The organism is Maridesulfovibrio pacificus (SeqCode), assembly GCF_048612815.1.
Classification (GTDB): Bacteria; Desulfobacterota; Desulfovibrionia; order Desulfovibrionales; family Desulfovibrionaceae; genus Maridesulfovibrio; species Maridesulfovibrio pacificus.
Window position 1 is genome coordinate 252,514 of the sequence record NZ_JBLZNE010000001.1, and the last position, 15,643, is coordinate 268,156.

Here is a 15,643-nt window from a genome sequence, read left to right on the forward strand (position 1 = left end):
CGTTACGGGGGCAGTTAGTGTGAATGTCCGTGCAATGATTCACCTTTAACTAAAGCTGTTACCTTGGGAACAGCGATTAAGGCAAGCAGAATGAGTGCACTAATGCTGTAGAGTAGGTTATGACCATGTTCTTCTCCGGATTGGACCCAGTCAGTAATACTTAGCCCCATCGTATAATAAAGCCAGTTGGCAAACATCCCCAGTGCAAGGGAGCAGACGATGATAGACCCGAGGTAGATGAAGGCTGATCGCTTGCCTAGAAGCTTTGCGACCACGGTGAATGAGGCCGCATTTGTTGCCGGACCAGCCAGCAGGAAGACAAGTGCTGCGCCGGGGGAAAGTCCCTTCAATGCCAAAGCAGCAGCAATGGGTGTTGATGCAGTGGCGCATACGTAGAGAGGTATAGCGGCGGCAAGCATAATAAGCAGAGGGAAGAAGCCGTCACCAAGGTTGCGTTCAATGAAACCGTCAGGGATAAGGGCTCCGAATATTCCTGCTAATAACACGCCGCCCAGGAACCAAATACCGATATCCTGCAGCAGATTGCCGAATGAGTATTTCATACCGTAAACCATTTTGCCGGAAAAAGAGTCAGGGCGGTCGTCGTCAAGAGAATTACCGCAGCCACAACCGGAATCTGAGCAGCTTGCCAGGTCTTCAGTTTGCGAGTTACATCCGCAGCTTGAGTCGGAGCAACTGCTGTGCGTGTGCTTATGTGCATCGTGAGAACCGCAACCGCAGCCGGATAATTCATTCTCTTCATTCATTTTAGGGAGGAGTATTGCATCCGGGATCAGCTTTGGTTCCTCTTTGGAGCTTCCGTTCTTCTTCTCATTTCTGTCTACCATGATGCCGGCGACAACGGCTGTGAAGAATGCTGCAAAGGGTCGGAAAACTGCCATTACAGGATCAAGGAGAGCGTAGGTGACAGCGATGGAATCGACTCCGGTTTCAGGGGTAGAGATAAGAAATGATGTTGTGGCTCCTTTGCTTGCTCCCTGTTGGCGGAGTTGAGCTGCAGCAGGGATGACTCCGCAACTGCATAAAGGGATAGGTACTCCGAGAATGGATGCCTTAAACACATCAGAAGTCTTTCCGGAACCTAGGTTTTTGGAAATAAACTCCGGTCCTACAAATGCTTTCAGCAATCCGGCAATAAAAAATCCTAAGAGCATGAAAGGTGCGGATTCCAGCAAGACCTCCCATGATTCCTGTCCAATTGATAATAAGATATCGAGCATTTATTTGTCTCCCAGCGGAACACCGCATCCATCGCCTTGCATATGTGCTAAAGCGGTTTGCATTATGATTTCCACATGTTTATCATTAAGGCTGTATATTGCCCTGCGGCCGTGTTTTTCAAATCGGACCATGCGCGCCGTTCTAAGAATCCTAAGCTGATGTGAAACAGCTGAGTGTGACATATCCAAAAGTTCTGACAGATCGCATACGCAAAGATCACTTATGGAAAGTGCGTGCAGGATCTTGATCCTGACCGGTTCTCCCAAGATTTTGAAAGTCGCAGCCAGATCATTCAATGTCTCATTTGGACAGCTTTTGCTGTTAACCAGTTCCACAGCACCCGGAGTAGGGTTGTGAGAATTGCAGCAGTCAGAGTTTGTAGTCATGAGTATTCCTTATATGTGTACATATGAACAACTGTTCATATATTAAGTGTAGGCAGTATAAAGTCAAGGAAATTGATTTCTATTTTTCCGTTAGAGGAGTAAAATTATATACCTATTGGAATATATAATTTGATTTTTTGAGGCGGTGGATTAGCTTAAGATATTGGAATCAGGAATTAATCAATTGAGAATATGGTAAAATTTTGAGGAGCTGTTTTGGACGACTCATCACTTGGCAGAGTTTATGTAGATTCAGATTTATTTGATCTGGTTCCTGTGCTCATCGAGTCTCTCTCCGCAGAACTCAGTGAGATTGAGGCAGGGCTGGAGAAAAACGAATACTCCTTTGTCCGCGAAAAGGTTCATTCGTCAAAGGGGGCTGCTCTTACATTCGGTTTTGCGGTTTATACTGAAGAGTTGGAGAATCTCAGGAAATTTGTAATAGACCAGGACGATGCCCACATTCGACAAAGTATCGGCAGACTGAAGATTCTTCTTGAAACTGCTGTTTTCGCACCCGACGACTAGTCAGAGCCTTTCGTAGCAATTCCCGTGTCTTCCTGCCAATCCCCGGAGCACCGCTTTCTCTTGGTCCGGCAACATTCATTGTTACAATATTCTTTGCTGCTATCCATGCCCGGACTGTGTCTACAAGATCTGGACTGTCTAACGATATAACGGCAATCGGTTTGCTGTGTTTTCGGGCCAGTTTGATGGTTAGTGCGGTTCCTTTAGATTTATTCTTTCCGGCAAAGACAAGGGTGCCGTCTGAATCAAGCACATTTTTTTCCGTCCTGATCCAATATTGCCAGCCTGAGGTCTCCTGCATGTTGTAACATGGAGGGATAGGTCCGTCTTCAGCTTTGCGTCCTTTTGGACACCAGCCCCGGTGGGGAATACCCAATTCAATAGCTGCATCCAAAGCTCCGCGATCAACCCCGGTCTGACCGCCGGAAATGATGGTGAATCCTTCTCTCACCAGTTCTGGAGCTTTTGAAAAGGAAGAATGGGCAGCATCAGAGGCAGCTCCGCAGGTTGGGCAGAATAGTATGCTATCTTCGGGAAATAGGCCCGCCTGCCTGTTGAATGTGGCAAGCGGACCTGTATATGAGCATTTAGGACAATTGGCGTACTTTTTAGTTCCGTATTCAGCTGGTATTTCCATATGCTGATAAATATCAGTTTTCCGGTAAAATAACAATCTGTACGTCAGGGGTTTGTGAAAGGCGATCCAGATCAAGACTGCTACTCAGTTCTGCAGTTATAAATATGGTTCCCTTGAATCCTGATGATACCCGGGTCCACAAGTCTGCAGGGGGACAGTAGTTGATTTTGCCCGGACAGATAACCAGCAGGTTTTCCGTGGGCGGTTCATTCTCTTTGCCCAGAACCATGCAGGGATCTGACATGATCAGGTCTTCCTGCAGCAACCCGTGAATGGTTTCCACCAATCTTTTTTCATCGATGGGTTTGATGAGAGCCGCATCTCCTCCGGCTTGCTGACCTTCTGCCAGAGCACTGATGACTATCACGGGAATATGACGTGTTGACGGGTCCTGACGCAGGGCTGTGATAGCCTGCGCTCCGTCCATTACCGGCATTTTCAGGTCCATGGTGATTAACTTCGGCATGCGTTTTTTAGCTGTTTCTACAGCTTCCTGTCCGTTTGTAACCGTTATGATCCGGTAGCCTTCCTCTTCCAGAACCTGAGAGAGGAATTCATTCAGTGCCGGATCATCGTCAGCGACCATGATCAGCGGACTGTCCACGCTTCCAAGATGCCCTTCTCTGATTGGTGTTTTTGTGATGTGGGCAGGAATTTGTGTTTCTTCATCCGGTGTACCAATGGCCAGAGTAAAGTGGAAAGAGCTACCTTCACCGAGTTTACTGTCTACCCAGATACGGCCTTGGTGATGATCAACAATCTGTTTGCAGATTGGTAATCCCAGTCCGGTTCCCTTGGGTTTACCGGTCAGAGTATCGCCTGCCTGCTTGAATCTTTGGAATATTTTTTTTTGGTCTTCAGGGGAAATTCCGCTTCCTGTATCACTGACGCTGACCATTATTTCATCAGCGTGCGACCTTGCAGTACAGGTGATGGAGCCGGAAACAGTGAATTTTACAGCGTTTGATATAAGGTTGACCAGTACCTGCATAACTCTGTCGCGGTCTCCGTAAATGGTGGGTATGTCATCTTCCACATCCACTACCATTTGCAGATCCTGAGGTTTCCATAAAGGAGTGGTTGTCTGCACCGATGTTTCAATAACTTCAGCAATTTCGATGGGAACATTTTTCCAATCGATTTTGCCGGATTCCATTTTTGCAATGTCCAGAACATCATTGATCAGTTCGGTAAGCCGTTGGCCTTCTGAAACAATGATACCGATATTGTCCTGCACCTGATTAATAGCGCGTTCTGTCTTTTTGTCCGGTGCATCACAGACGGGAAATACCGATTTTTCCAGCTTTTTCTTGATAATTTTTGCAAAGCCTAGAATGGAAGTCATTGGGGTACGCAGCTCATGAGATACAGTGGAAATGAAGTCGGTTTTCAAATTGTCGACTTCTTTTTCATAGGTGATGTCCCGGACAAGTATTACTGCACCAAGACATATATTGGGGGTGTTTCCCTCGTCCATCTTATGGATCGGGGTTGCCACAGCTTTCCCTGTTTTGCGTCCGGAGAGCTCTATCTCAGAGGAATAGACTTCATGCTCGCAGCCTTTTACCAGTTCGAAAAGAGCAGTCATCTCTTCAGGGAAAAAGGTTCTGATGTCTTTGCCTCGCAGTTCATTCTCCGTTACTCCGAAAAGTTCTCCAAGAGCGGGGTTGGTAACGGATATCTTGCCGTTAATATCTACAACCAGCAGACCGTCCGCAAGGTTGTCCATGATGACTTCCATATAAGTCAGGGTGTCCTGCAGTTCACTGGTTGCGTTGCCCACAGCCCGTTCAAGCCCTGAAATAAGGGTCGTCAGTTCTTCGGCCATGTTTCTCATGGTTCCGGCAAGCAGTCCTATCTCATCTTTGGAGGTGATTTCAATTTCCGCAGTAAAGTCATGGGCTGAAAGTTTTTTTGCGTACTCTGTCAGCTGGTTGAGCGGTTCCGAGATGCGTTTAACCATCATGTATAAGATAAACACACTTCCCCAGAAGATGAAAAACATGACTACCTGCAGTTTTGCAATGGCCGCCCAGACATATTTATTAATGATGCTTTTATCCATGCCGACGTGAACATATCCGGCCATTCCGGCAAGGATGGGTTTTGTGATGTCTATTACTTCGCCACGTCCTGCAACTTTCAATTCGCGGATGGATATTGAATTGGGGTGAATACTGGTCTTACTGAGAATTTCAGGCACTTCAGGTACAAAGGTGTGCGAAACAATATCTCCGTTTGAATCCTGCACGTAAACGTACGCGGCTCCGTCGCTGTCCTTGAATTGATCGATCATGGACTGGATGGTAGAGGCATCCCTGTTAAGTAGGATTTCAACACTGGAGCTGGCTATGCTGCTGGCAATGGCTTTGCCTTTACTGACATATTCATCAACCATATGATTGTGCAGAGTTAGAGCTGACACAAGGGACATGGAAGTGGAAATTACCCCGAAGAGAATGAAGTTCAAGAGCAGGGTCTTCTGGAATATTTTAGACATTCTCATTTTCATTTGCTCCACCTCGTCCAGTTCTTAAGGGGTACGAATTTTCCGTCAGAAACGGTTGTGTAATATACTTCGTCAAGTCCTTGGTGTTTTCCGCGCCCAAAATTTATTTCCGTACCTATTCCGATATCCAGATTACGGATGGACAGGGTTGCCGAATAAATATTGCCTTCATATTGGGGCATGGAAACTTTTTCCAGAATTTTAGCCATGACTTTGGCGTTCAGGAATCCTTCAAAGCTAATAAAGCTGAACTCAAGTGGGGTGTAGTCTTTGCCGAAACCTTCCGGCGGAGGTGGATTCTTGGCCATAGCTTCGCGGTATTCGCGAACAGCAGGAAGGCTTGTGTCTTCGTAGCTTGGAACTGTCTGGGAGTTTACAAGGTCACGGGTGTAATCTTTGCCTGCGCTGCGGCTAAGGTCATCAAGCAGTTCCAGCATATTTTCGCTTCCCACAAAAGATAGGTTGCAGATGGGAACGTCTATCCCGGCATCCCGTGCATCGCGCACAAAAGCTGCGCACGCCTCATAGGCTCCAACAGAAATTATTGCGTCCGGATTGCCTTTTTTTATTATTTCAACCTGTTCTTGCATGGAGTCATTGAAAGAAGCACCTCGTCTGTAGGTAGTTTCGGCAACTAGATCCAAATCTTTTTCTTTAAGTGCTTTTCTGATTCCGTCCCATCCGCTTCTGCCGTATGCATCAGCCTGATAAAATACAGCTATGCGATGACGTCCTACCATATAAAGATTATGAACCAATCCCCATGTTTCCTGTCTGTATGAAGCTCGCAGGTTAAAGACATATTCTTCGTAAGGAAATTCTCTTTGCGGCTGCGCACCGGTGAAAGGGAAGAAAAGGTATTCCGGCTCTTGGGAATTGAAATGCTTAATGACCGGAAGTACTCGGGTAACAGTCGGGGTGCCCACGTAGTTGAAAAGGGCGGTGACTTTATCCTTTTCGACCAGTTTGATGGTGTTACGGATTGCAGGTTCCGGGTTATAACCGTCATCCAAAAATTTGATGACGATATTGTGTCCGTTTATTCCACCTTGCGCATTGATGTGGTTGAAATAGGCTGTTGAGCCCCGGTAAAGCTCGATCCCTAATCCTTTACTCGGTCCGGTAAAGGCGGCGGACATCCCAAGCAGAAAGGTATTGTGTTTGTCTGCGGTGGCTGGAGAGCAGAGCAATAAGGAAGTCAGCAGGAGCAATACTAGCGTGGATAAGGCTTTGTGCATACCGGAAACCCCGGGGGTTTTACAGCCGTACCCTCATGATAGAAATAGCTCGAAGGCCCGGCATTAGTTCATGTTGTTACGAGGTGTTTTGCAAAACCTCGTTGATACCGGACGGTCAAGATTAATTGATTCCGCTCCGGTTTCAATTTCAGAAATTTTAGTGATGAACAGGTCTACCAGATTCTGGTCCAGCTTTCCTTCTGCAGCTTCCAGGGAAAGAATTTTCAAGGCTCTTTCTTTGGGGGTCGCAGGTTTGTAATGCCGTTCCTGAGTAATGGCATCATAAATGTCCACAATTGCGAGAATTCTGCTCTGGATGAGAATCTCCTCAGCGAAAAGGCCTTCCGGGTAACCTGATCCATCAAGCCTTTCATGATGCTGCCCAATAATGGTCAGTAATTGAGAAAGATCATCTTGAAAGGGGATATGTTCAAGGATGCGTTTGCTTTCTGCCGGGTGTCGTTCAATTTCCATACGCTCTTCAGCGGTCAGGTTGCCACGACGCACGGTCAAACACTTACGCTCATCAGGCTGGAGCATGTGAATTGTAGAGCCGTTAACCTTGAATTTTACGGTACTGATACTATCAACAAAATCAAGGTCCTCCTGAGCGGGACTCAAGGATTTGTTGATTTGTTTGATACGTTTATAGTCGTCTTCCCATTCATGCATGTGATGAATTCCGAAGAGCTTCAACCTCATGCCGATTACGTCTACCATGGACTTCGGCAGTCGTGTCTTCTTGGTCAGCACTTCTTCTTTGATACCGATTTTTCCGATATCGTGAAGGATGCCGGAATAGAAGATTTCCCGGAGGTGTTCATCAGAAAAATTAATGTGGACGAATTTCGTGTTGTCCTGCGAAATCTGTCTGGCAAAGGAAACCGCCAGATGGGCTACCCGCTCGGAATGTCCTGCAGTAAAAGGGTCTCGTGCGTCAATTGCCTCGGCCAGTGCTTTGAGCAGCGCATCCATAAGAACCCGGATGGATTCAAAGTTATAAGCATTACTGATGGAAATTCCGGCTACGGAGGAAAGTGTCCCTACATGTTTAAGATGGGCGGCATTGAATGCATTCGGAGCGCATGATGTCAGTACCAGTACTCCCTCACAGACATTTGGAGAGGGGATGGGCATGATCAGCATGGAGCGGATATTGGAGGAAAGTTTTCCCCGGCAACGTTTGTCTTTGCTGACATCGTTAATAATCTCGCCGCGCAGGCTGGAGATGATGTCTTTAAATAATGAGCATTCAACAAGTTGCTGGGATTCATCCGCGGAAAAATTACCGAAGCTGTCAAAAATAGTAAAACCGTCTTCTTCGGGGAGATAAACAGCGCCCATTTCCGCCGGAAGGGCAGATGTCTTGCACTCATTGGTCAGGGCGGTGATGACATCTTTCAAGCGCAGGGAATTGTTAAGTTCGACAATTGAACGGTGCAGCAGAGCCAGTTCCCTGTATTTGGAAAGAGTTTCCTCTCCGATCAATCTTCGTGCGGTTTCAGATTCAATGTAGTTTGCTATGGAGAAAGAAGTGAATTCCAGAACGGATTTGATGTGTTGCAGTTCCGGGTCGGAAAGATTGTTGCGGTTTTGGATGAATGCTCCGAGACAAAGATTGTCTCCGGCAGGGTTTTTGACCGGGCTGAGAATTGTTTCTTCAAATGAATGGCGGACAGGTTCAGCGCAAAAAATAGGAGTTCCGTCAATATAAACACAGAGCACCGAACCCTCTGGAAGAAGCGGAAGTGCCTTTTGCAAGAACGATCTCAGCTTTTTGGGTTTGATGATTCTTTTTAGCCGGATTTCCGGATTAAGTCCTGCATTCATAGTGGTGTGATCAGTCCTCAATGTTCAGGATGGATTTTGCTACCTCTAAAATTTCGTCCGGGTCGAAAGGTTTGGTCATATAGCGTTCCGCACCGAGTTCAAGCCCGTGCTTACGGTCAGCTTCCTGACCTTTAGCTGTCAGTAGGATGATTTTAACGGTAGAAAGAGCCGGATCTTCACGTACTGCCTGACACACTTCGTAGCCATTCATGTAAGGCATCATGATATCCAGAAAAACCAGTTCCGGGCACTCTTCACGGATACAGTCCAGGCCGTCTTCGCCGTTTTCAGCCGTCAGCAGTTCTACCCCGTGATCATCTTCCAGTTCTTCCAATGTCTGTTCAAGAAGCATCCTGATGTGGACTTCGTCGTCCACAACTAGAATCTTTCCGGCCATGATTCCCCCCTCTTTATTGCCAAATTGTGATCATATTTACATATTGTATTCAAAGTCGGCAAGGGGTAGGTTCGGGAAAATGAAAATTAATTCATTTATTGTCAATGCAGTATGTAATGTATCTAAAAGTAAGGAAATACTCACCGGATGCAGTAGTGACGTTTAGCTGGAAATAATATATTCTGAAATATAACAGCCTGCTCTTGTTCGGGGCTTGCGTAAATTTCTATCAATAACAGAATTAGTTGTATGATACAGTCCAAAGTTGATTCTAGATTTCTGGGGACCATTCAGGATTCTTTCCACGGTTTGCCGCCCATGCCGGGGCCGGTAAAGATTTTCTTTATGTTTCTTGCTGCAGGTCTTTTGCTGCTTTTGATAGTTTATTGGCTTAAAAAATACGGCGCAAAAAATTTTATTTTTGATTTGTTAAAAAAAACACCTTTGGGCCTTCATGTCGAAGAGAATGACCAAGAAGGTCGAAGCGTGGGAGTGGCTGGAAATGTAAGTCGTACAGGAGAACCTTGGAAGGTTACAAGTGATCGGGATATTCTCGATAAGCTGGTTATGAGTCGGATGCAGGTGGATGTTCTTGTCGAACGTTCCGGTCAGCGTTCTCTGGCTGCTGTTGTAAATGTGGCCGGAGTTGAAAAGTTCGACGTGGTGGTTACGTTCAAGGATCTGGTCAGCGATGAGCTTCTTGTTCCCGGAACTCAGGCTAAGTGCATATTTCCCGAAATGATACGGGATAAGAAAAGGGTAAATGCCTTTGTCGGGCTGATCAAAAGTAAGTCCGACAACAAGGGGATGGTTATAACTCGCAGATCTTCTTTTGGTTTTATCAAGCGTAGGGTCTTTGCGAGGCGTAAGGTCGCTGATCAGCGCTTCATTAAAATCAAAATCTGGCGTCTTGAAGCCGAGGATTATGATGTAGATTTTATTTTGGATAATATTGAGTCGGATGTGCTCATTGATAACCGAAAATTTCGCACTCCTAATCCTTCAGTACCACAGGTCCTGGATATTTCTAAGGGCGGTATCGCTTTGACTGCTACTTTCAGGGAGGGCGGGAATGTTATTTCTCGCACTGACAAGGTTCTTTTATGCATGTTGATTTACCAGCCTGCACGCAAGACTTTTCAGCCCCACCTGATTTATGCAGAGGTCCGGGCAGCACGCCCCATGGGGCGGGGGATGACGAGGCTTAGTTTTCAGTTTTTACGCAGTTTGGCTATCCCCCCCCGCAAACGCAGCACCCTTTTTAAGGGACAAGCGGTTATGGCTATGAGTCTGGCCCACCCTGAAAGTGGAAATTAATCAATGAAAAAAATACTGCTTCTAGTTTTGTTTTTGGTCCTTGTTGCCTGTGAACGCTCCGTTTCAATAGAAGTTGAAGAAAACGATCATTCTGGGGTTTATCCTGATAAGGTTGTTCTAGGTGCTTCTCTCGCACTTAAGGGACATGCAAGCTATCTGGGAACCCAGACCATTCATGGAGCCCTTGCTTACCTTAAGCATATCAATGAGCAGGGCGGGATTCATGGCCGGAAAATTGAAGTTGTTACATATGATGATTCCTATGATCCGCCAAAATGTTTAATCAATACTCAGAAGCTGCTCATAAACGATAAAATTTTTGCTTTATTCTGTTATGTGGGAACTCCCACTACGGTGGAGGTCTTACCTCTGGTAGAGGATGCACGTATTCCGTTGCTCGGAATGTTTACCGGAGCGGATGCCCTGCGTAAGCCCTTCAACCGTTATGTGATTAACATTCGTCCTTCATACTATCAGGAAACCCGCGAAGCCGTGCGACATATGGTCGAGGATCTCGGTATTACGAAAATTGCGGTTTTTTACCAATATGACGCCTTCGGTTTTGACGGTCTTACCGGAACCGAATTGGCCTTGAAGGACTTTGGTCTTGAGCCGGTGGCAAGGGGGTCATATACCCGGGGATCATTAGATGTCAGCGAGGGTGTCGAGCGTATCAAGGATTCCGGGGCGCAGGCCGTATTTATGATAGGAACCAGCGGGCCCTGTATTAAATTCATGAACCGTTTGCAGCAGGAAGGGCTCTCTCCTGCCTACTATACCGTGTCATTTATGGGTGCGCGTGAATTTGCCCGGCACCTGAAATCGGACAAGAAACTTGTGATCATGTCACAGGTGGTTCCGCCTTTTGCTGATGATCGTGATTTATCCAGTTCCGAGGCTGCCAGCTATATTGAATTGCTAAAGAGATATTATCCTGAGGACACAGCAAACCTTGTGGGCTTGGAAGGTTTTTTCAATGCCCGTATTCTTGTGGAAGGTTTGCGCCGTAGTGGGCGGGATCTGGATCGAGAGGTGTTTATCAAGGCTATTGAGTCTATGGACAATTATGAAATAGCTCCGGGCATAACGGTCTCATACGGACAGCATGACCATCAAGGCATGGATAAAGTCTATTTTACCCGTTTTAAAAACGGCAGGTTCGAGTTGATAAGAAATTGGGCTGAGTTAAAGCAGGGGGCATTGAAATGAAAAAGATTTCAATGCAGGAACTTGTAGAGCGTTTTTCCGGTCTTACCCTCAAGAATAAAATTTTTATCTCCACTCTCGGGGTCATCCTGATCATCAGCGCTATCATTGCGTTGTTAGCCCGCTGGATTCTTGTGTCGTCATTAACCAAAGAGCTTGAGTTGCGCGGTGTAGCTATTGCCTATTCCATTGCCGAGCGCGGGGCCGGATATATTCTGGATAAAGATTATCCCAAACTCCTCAGTCTTGCTTTTGAGGAAGCCAAGCTTCGCGAGCGTCAGCATCTGATCACTTATATTTATATTTTGGACAAGGATGGTAAGGTGCTTTGTCACACGTTTACCAAGCCTTTTCCCGGAAAACTGGCTCAAGCCAATCCTGTTCCAGAGGGAGCAGACAAATCTTTGCGGCTTATTGATCTGGGGAAAACCTCAGCTTACGATATAGCCGTACCGATTAAGGAAGGTTTGTACCGTATCGGAACTGTGCATGTCGGGCTGAACAAAATTCATATTGATCAACTTGTCTCCACTCTGCGATTTACGTTTCTGGGTTTTATTTCATTTGTAGTTGTGATCATCTTTTGGATCAGTCACAGGCTGGCGAAATATATTACTCAACCTGTGAGTACCCTGACCCGTATCTCAGATGAGCTTTCTAAAGGTAATTTTGATATCAGTCTGGATTTACTTGCCGGTGGATCGGATTGGAATCCTTCAGCCTGTCCCGCTTACTACAATACGGATTTTCCCTGCTGGCATTTTGATCTGTCCACCAACGATGATAATCGAGAGTCGTATGGCCGGGCCAACCGCCAGAAATGTCGTGACTGCCATTTCTATTACAAGCGTGATGGGGATGAGGTCGTCCAGCTCGGGGACAGTTTTCGTAATATGGTTTGGTCCATCAAACTGTACCGCCGCAAATTGCGTGAGTCTGAGGAAAAATACAAATCACTTTTTGATAGTGGCCCGGATCCTGTTCTGGTTGTTTCCTGTGACGATTTTACAATCATGGATGCCAACCCGCGTGTGACAGAGCTTTACGGCTATTCCCGCAATGAACTTATCGGCGAGCAGTTCTTGAGACTGGGGCCGGAGTCCAACAGTGAATGTATCAAGGCTTTTGAGGAATATGGCGGTCCTTCCGGCTGCATTTATTTTCCTAAGATCATCCATTACCGCAAGGGTGGAACTCCGGTTTACGTAAACATGCATGCCTGCCCCATCACATATAAGAGTCAGCCGTCCATTATCGTGGCGGTTAACGATATTACCGAGATTATCGAGAAGGATGCCCAGTTGGTGCAGGCTGCGAAGATGAAATCCCTTGGTGAGATGTCCGCCGGGGTCGCGCATGAGGTCAATCAGCCTCTAAACGCTATCAAGATGGGCAGTGAGTTCCTTGCCCTTATGGCTGAACAGGGACGGGATGTTCCTGCCAGTCAGTTGCAGGAAGTGGCCAAAGAGGTAAGCAATCAGGTGGATAGAGCTGCTGAGATTATCAGTGCGCTGCGGGCCTTCGGGCGTAAGTCCGGTTTCAAGACCGACAGAGTGGATATTAATGCTCCTATACGCAGTGTCCTTGCCCTTGTGACGAAACAGTTTGAACTGCAGAATATTTTTATTCGCTTGAACCTCATGGATGGATTGACCAAGATTGTCGCTGAGGATAACCGTTTGCAGCAGGTAATGTTCAACTTGGTGAATAATGCCCGTGATGCCATTGCCGAGAAACGGGAAAACCTTGGTCTGGACAGCGAAGATTACATCAATATAGACACTTATGAAGACGGAAAATTGGTCTATGTGCGTGTTTCTGATACCGGGGCAGGTATTACCGAGGAAGTACGCAACAAGATTTTCGAGCCGTTTTTCAGTACCAAAGAGGTAGGATATGGCATGGGTTTGGGCCTCGCTATTACCTATGGCATAGTAAGAGACTACAAAGGCAGCATAGATATTGAGAGTGAACCCGGAAACGGAACCTCGTTCATAATCAGTTTTCCGGCTGCTCCGAATGAAAATTAGTTTTTCTTAGTTTAATATAAAGTTATCCAGAGGTTGGGCGTGAGTAGAATTCTTGTAATTGATGATGAAAAAGCAACATTGAATATGTTCAAGATGCTTTTGACCGCTTACGGTCATGAGGTCCTTACTGCCGAAAACGGCGAGGAAGGGATCAGTGTTTTTGATACCGAAAAACCCGATCTGGTCATGACAGACATAAAAATGCCCGGCATGGACGGTTTGCAGGTTTTAGGGAAAATTAAATCAATTTCACCTGATTCCGAGGTCATCGTGATTACCGGACATGGAGATATGGATCTTGCGATCAAGGCGCTCAACCTTGATGCCACGGATTTTCTGAACAAGCCGGTAAAGCGTGAGGAGCTTGAAAAGGCACTTCAGCTGTCAGCGGACAGGATTGAATTTGCCCGCAGCAGGCAGAAGGACATTGTGTTGACCCTTGAAGATGATCTGGCGGTGATCAATGTCAGCGGCAACCTGACGTCTAAATCAGAAGGTCTTTTGCAAGATGTTTTTGATGAGGCTCTTGCCACAGCCAAGGGAAGTTTTATGCTCGTGTTCGAAGAGAAATCCTCTATCAACGGAGCTGCTATGGATTCACTTTACAAGCTGGTGGAAAAGGCCCGTACCCGTGGTTGCGGGGTGCATATCGCAGGTCTTTCCGATAATTTCCGTTCTGTGCTCGATTCCATGGGCATCACCCAGATGGCTTCTGTCTATGAGACTGAGCAGGAGGCGCGGGGAAGTTTGTAGTTAAGATGCTTCCGGCGGCCAGAGAAACCTACTAGTAGGCTTCGCTGATCTCTTTTGAAATTTATTACAATTAAAAAAAGTGCCTGAATCAACAGATTCAGGCACTTTTTGTTTTGCTTTAGTTGTACGACCGATACGTCTCTCTATTCCTACGCAACTGATATTTTTTAACCGCTGCGTTGTGTTCTTTGAGCGACTTGCTGAAATAGTGAGAACCGTCACCCTTGGCTACGAAATAGAGGTAGGAATGCTTCTCGGGATTAATAGCTGCCTTGAGCGATTCAAGACCCGGTGAGCATATGGGGCCGGGAGGCAGTCCCCGGTGCTGGTACGAGTTGTAGGGGTTGGACTTGTCGGTCAGGTGCTTTTTGCGCAGGTTGCCGTCAAATGTCTCACCCAGACCGTAGATGATGGTCGGGTCACATTGCAGCAGATAGCCTTTTTCAAGGCGGTTTGCGAATACACCTGCAATGGTGCGCCGTTCGCTTACATCACCGGTTTCTTTTTCCACTAAGGAAGCAAGGATCACGGTTTTGTGGATTTCAGCCGGGGACGGGAGTTTGCCGTCCCACGCTTTGTCGGCAGCTTTACGAAATTCCTTGAGCATGGTTTCGACCATGACTTTACCGGTCTCAGTTTTGGGTCTGGTCAGCAGATATGTTTCCGGAAAAAGATAGCCTTCAGCATTCTTGGCCGGGATTTTATATTTTGCCAGCAGTTCCGGATTGGATACTGCCTGTTTGAATGCTGCGTACTCGGTCAGACCGGATTCATCCGCTTTTGCTGCAGTGGCCCACCAGGTGAGTCCTTCACGTACGGAAAATTTGTGCAGGATACCGGAAGATGTGGTCAGGGTTTCAAGCACCTGTGGCGCGGTCATGTTGGACCAGAGTCTGAACTCCCCGGCGCGGACCTTGGAAGCTTTGCCTTGGGCCTGTGCGTATTCACGAAACTGTTTGACGTCAGTTATGAGTCCGGCCTCGGCAAGGTCGCTTGCAACGGTCCACAGGGGCTGGCCCTGTTCGACGGTAAAAAGAATCTCGCGCCCTTCAAGTTCCGGGGGAACATTGAGGAAGGTCCAGTTGCGGTACATAAACCAGCCTGCCACCAGCATAAGCGCCATGCACCCGAAAGCAATGGTAGGCATTACATAACGCAGTACTATGCTCGGGCGAGCCACGTTTCCAGAATTATTTTCGCTGCCTGGCTGTCCAGATTCTTCTTTCTTTTCCGGTCCCAAAGTCCGGCCTCCTTGAGTTCGTCTTCCGCTGCAATTGAGCTGAGTCTTTCATCCACAAGATGAATGGGCAAATCAACCCGTCTTTCCAGTGATGCCGCAAAGTTGCGGACCTGACGGGTGGTCAAAGTGTCTTCCCCGTCCAGAGATAAGGGAAGGCCGATGACGATGTCACCGACCTTCTCATTTTCTATAATTTCAAGCAACTCCGAGAACATGGCGTCACGTGTGGTGCGTTCCATGACCTTGAACGGAAATGCAAACATCCGTCCCGGATCAGTAATTGCCAGACCAACGCGCTTTGTTCCGAAGTCTATGCCAAGTGCTTTCATA

13 protein-coding genes are annotated in these 15,643 nt (G+C 46.9%); 4 read left to right on the top strand and 9 right to left on the bottom strand.

What is annotated here, in order from left to right; genetic code table 11:
* Positions 1 to 14: 14 nt before the first annotated feature.
* The 7 genes from ACNI23_RS01285 to ACNI23_RS01315 all read right to left on the bottom strand — a co-directional run bounded on the left by ACNI23_RS01285 (position 15) and on the right by ACNI23_RS01315 (position 8,767).
* A complete protein-coding gene (locus tag ACNI23_RS01285) occupies positions 15 to 1,241 on the bottom strand; it encodes an SO_0444 family Cu/Zn efflux transporter (RefSeq protein WP_420246261.1) in 1,227 nt (408 codons plus the stop codon).
* Positions 1,242 to 1,628: an ArsR/SmtB family transcription factor gene (locus ACNI23_RS01290; protein ID WP_420246262.1), complete on the bottom strand. Its 387-nt coding sequence runs from the start codon at positions 1,626 to 1,628 to the stop codon at positions 1,242 to 1,244.
* A 427-nt stretch (positions 1,629 to 2,055) separates the two neighbouring features.
* Positions 2,056 to 2,793 carry a putative molybdenum carrier protein gene (locus ACNI23_RS01295; protein ID WP_420246264.1) on the bottom strand — a complete coding sequence of 246 codons (738 nt, stop codon included), beginning with the start codon at positions 2,791 to 2,793 and terminating at the stop codon, positions 2,056 to 2,058.
* A 13-nt stretch (positions 2,794 to 2,806) separates the two neighbouring features.
* The gene (locus tag ACNI23_RS01300; RefSeq protein WP_420246266.1) at positions 2,807 to 5,305 is read right to left on the bottom strand and encodes an ATP-binding protein; all 2,499 of its coding nucleotides are present in this window, start codon (positions 5,303 to 5,305) and stop codon (positions 2,807 to 2,809) included.
* Positions 5,302 to 6,540 carry an ABC transporter substrate-binding protein gene (locus ACNI23_RS01305; RefSeq protein ID WP_420246268.1) on the bottom strand — a complete coding sequence of 413 codons (1,239 nt, stop codon included), beginning with the start codon at positions 6,538 to 6,540 and terminating at the stop codon, positions 5,302 to 5,304. The genes ACNI23_RS01300 and ACNI23_RS01305 overlap by 4 nt, the downstream gene beginning before the upstream one ends.
* A gap of 63 nt (positions 6,541 to 6,603) precedes the next feature.
* On the bottom strand, positions 6,604 to 8,301 hold the full coding sequence (locus tag ACNI23_RS01310; protein ID WP_420246270.1) for an HD domain-containing phosphohydrolase: 1,698 nt from the start codon (positions 8,299 to 8,301) through the stop codon (positions 6,604 to 6,606).
* A 79-nt stretch (positions 8,302 to 8,380) separates the two neighbouring features.
* On the bottom strand, positions 8,381 to 8,767 hold the full coding sequence (locus ACNI23_RS01315) for a response regulator transcription factor (RefSeq protein WP_420246272.1): 387 nt from the start codon (positions 8,765 to 8,767) through the stop codon (positions 8,381 to 8,383).
* A gap of 249 nt (positions 8,768 to 9,016) precedes the next feature.
* On the opposite strand from ACNI23_RS01315, the gene ACNI23_RS01320 reads away from it, so the two are divergent.
* The 4 genes from ACNI23_RS01320 to ACNI23_RS01335 are packed head-to-tail and all read left to right on the top strand — an operon-like array spanning position 9,017 to position 14,073.
* Positions 9,017 to 10,084 (top strand): hypothetical protein, encoded by a 1,068-nt coding sequence (locus ACNI23_RS01320; protein ID WP_420246274.1) that lies wholly within the window; start codon positions 9,017 to 9,019, stop codon positions 10,082 to 10,084.
* 3 nt (positions 10,085 to 10,087) lie between these two features.
* Positions 10,088 to 11,293, top strand: a complete 1,206-nt coding sequence (locus tag ACNI23_RS01325) for an ABC transporter substrate-binding protein (protein ID WP_420246276.1) — start codon at positions 10,088 to 10,090, stop codon at positions 11,291 to 11,293.
* Positions 11,290 to 13,320 carry an ATP-binding protein gene (locus ACNI23_RS01330; RefSeq protein WP_420246278.1) on the top strand — a complete coding sequence of 677 codons (2,031 nt, stop codon included), beginning with the start codon at positions 11,290 to 11,292 and terminating at the stop codon, positions 13,318 to 13,320. Before ACNI23_RS01325 ends, ACNI23_RS01330 begins: the two co-directional genes overlap by 4 nt.
* A 39-nt stretch (positions 13,321 to 13,359) precedes the next feature.
* On the top strand, positions 13,360 to 14,073 hold the full coding sequence (locus tag ACNI23_RS01335; RefSeq protein ID WP_420246279.1) for a response regulator: 714 nt from the start codon (positions 13,360 to 13,362) through the stop codon (positions 14,071 to 14,073).
* Between the two features lie 118 nt (positions 14,074 to 14,191).
* On the opposite strand, the gene mltG is transcribed toward ACNI23_RS01335, so the two are convergent.
* On the bottom strand, positions 14,192 to 15,313 hold the full coding sequence (gene mltG, locus ACNI23_RS01340; protein WP_420246281.1) for an endolytic transglycosylase MltG: 1,122 nt from the start codon (positions 15,311 to 15,313) through the stop codon (positions 14,192 to 14,194).
* Positions 15,235 to 15,642, bottom strand: coding sequence for a Holliday junction resolvase RuvX (gene ruvX / locus ACNI23_RS01345; RefSeq protein WP_420246282.1), 408 nt, complete (start codon positions 15,640 to 15,642; stop codon positions 15,235 to 15,237). Before ruvX ends, mltG begins: the two co-directional genes overlap by 79 nt.
* Position 15,643: the final 1 nt, after the last annotated feature.

What these genes read in the sequence shown, in the direction of transcription:
- ACNI23_RS01285 (WP_420246261.1), bottom strand. Translation starts at nt 1,241, where the DNA reads ATGCTCGATATCTTATTATCAATTGGACAGGAATCATGGGAGGTCTTG.
- ACNI23_RS01290 (WP_420246262.1), bottom strand. Translation starts at nt 1,628, where the DNA reads ATGACTACAAACTCTGACTGCTGCAATTCTCACAACCCTACTCCGGGT.
- ACNI23_RS01295 (WP_420246264.1), bottom strand. Translation starts at nt 2,793, where the DNA reads ATGGAAATACCAGCTGAATACGGAACTAAAAAGTACGCCAATTGTCCT.
- ACNI23_RS01300 (WP_420246266.1), bottom strand. Translation starts at nt 5,305, where the DNA reads ATGAAAATGAGAATGTCTAAAATATTCCAGAAGACCCTGCTCTTGAAC.
- ACNI23_RS01305 (WP_420246268.1), bottom strand. Translation starts at nt 6,540, where the DNA reads ATGCACAAAGCCTTATCCACGCTAGTATTGCTCCTGCTGACTTCCTTA.
- ACNI23_RS01315 (WP_420246272.1), bottom strand. Translation starts at nt 8,767, where the DNA reads ATGGCCGGAAAGATTCTAGTTGTGGACGACGAAGTCCACATCAGGATG.
- ACNI23_RS01320 (WP_420246274.1), top strand. Translation starts at nt 9,017, where the DNA reads ATGATACAGTCCAAAGTTGATTCTAGATTTCTGGGGACCATTCAGGAT.
- ACNI23_RS01325 (WP_420246276.1), top strand. Translation starts at nt 10,088, where the DNA reads ATGAAAAAAATACTGCTTCTAGTTTTGTTTTTGGTCCTTGTTGCCTGT.
- ACNI23_RS01330 (WP_420246278.1), top strand. Translation starts at nt 11,290, where the DNA reads ATGAAAAAGATTTCAATGCAGGAACTTGTAGAGCGTTTTTCCGGTCTT.
- ruvX (WP_420246282.1), bottom strand. Translation starts at nt 15,642, where the DNA reads ATGAAAGCACTTGGCATAGACTTCGGAACAAAGCGCGTTGGTCTGGCA.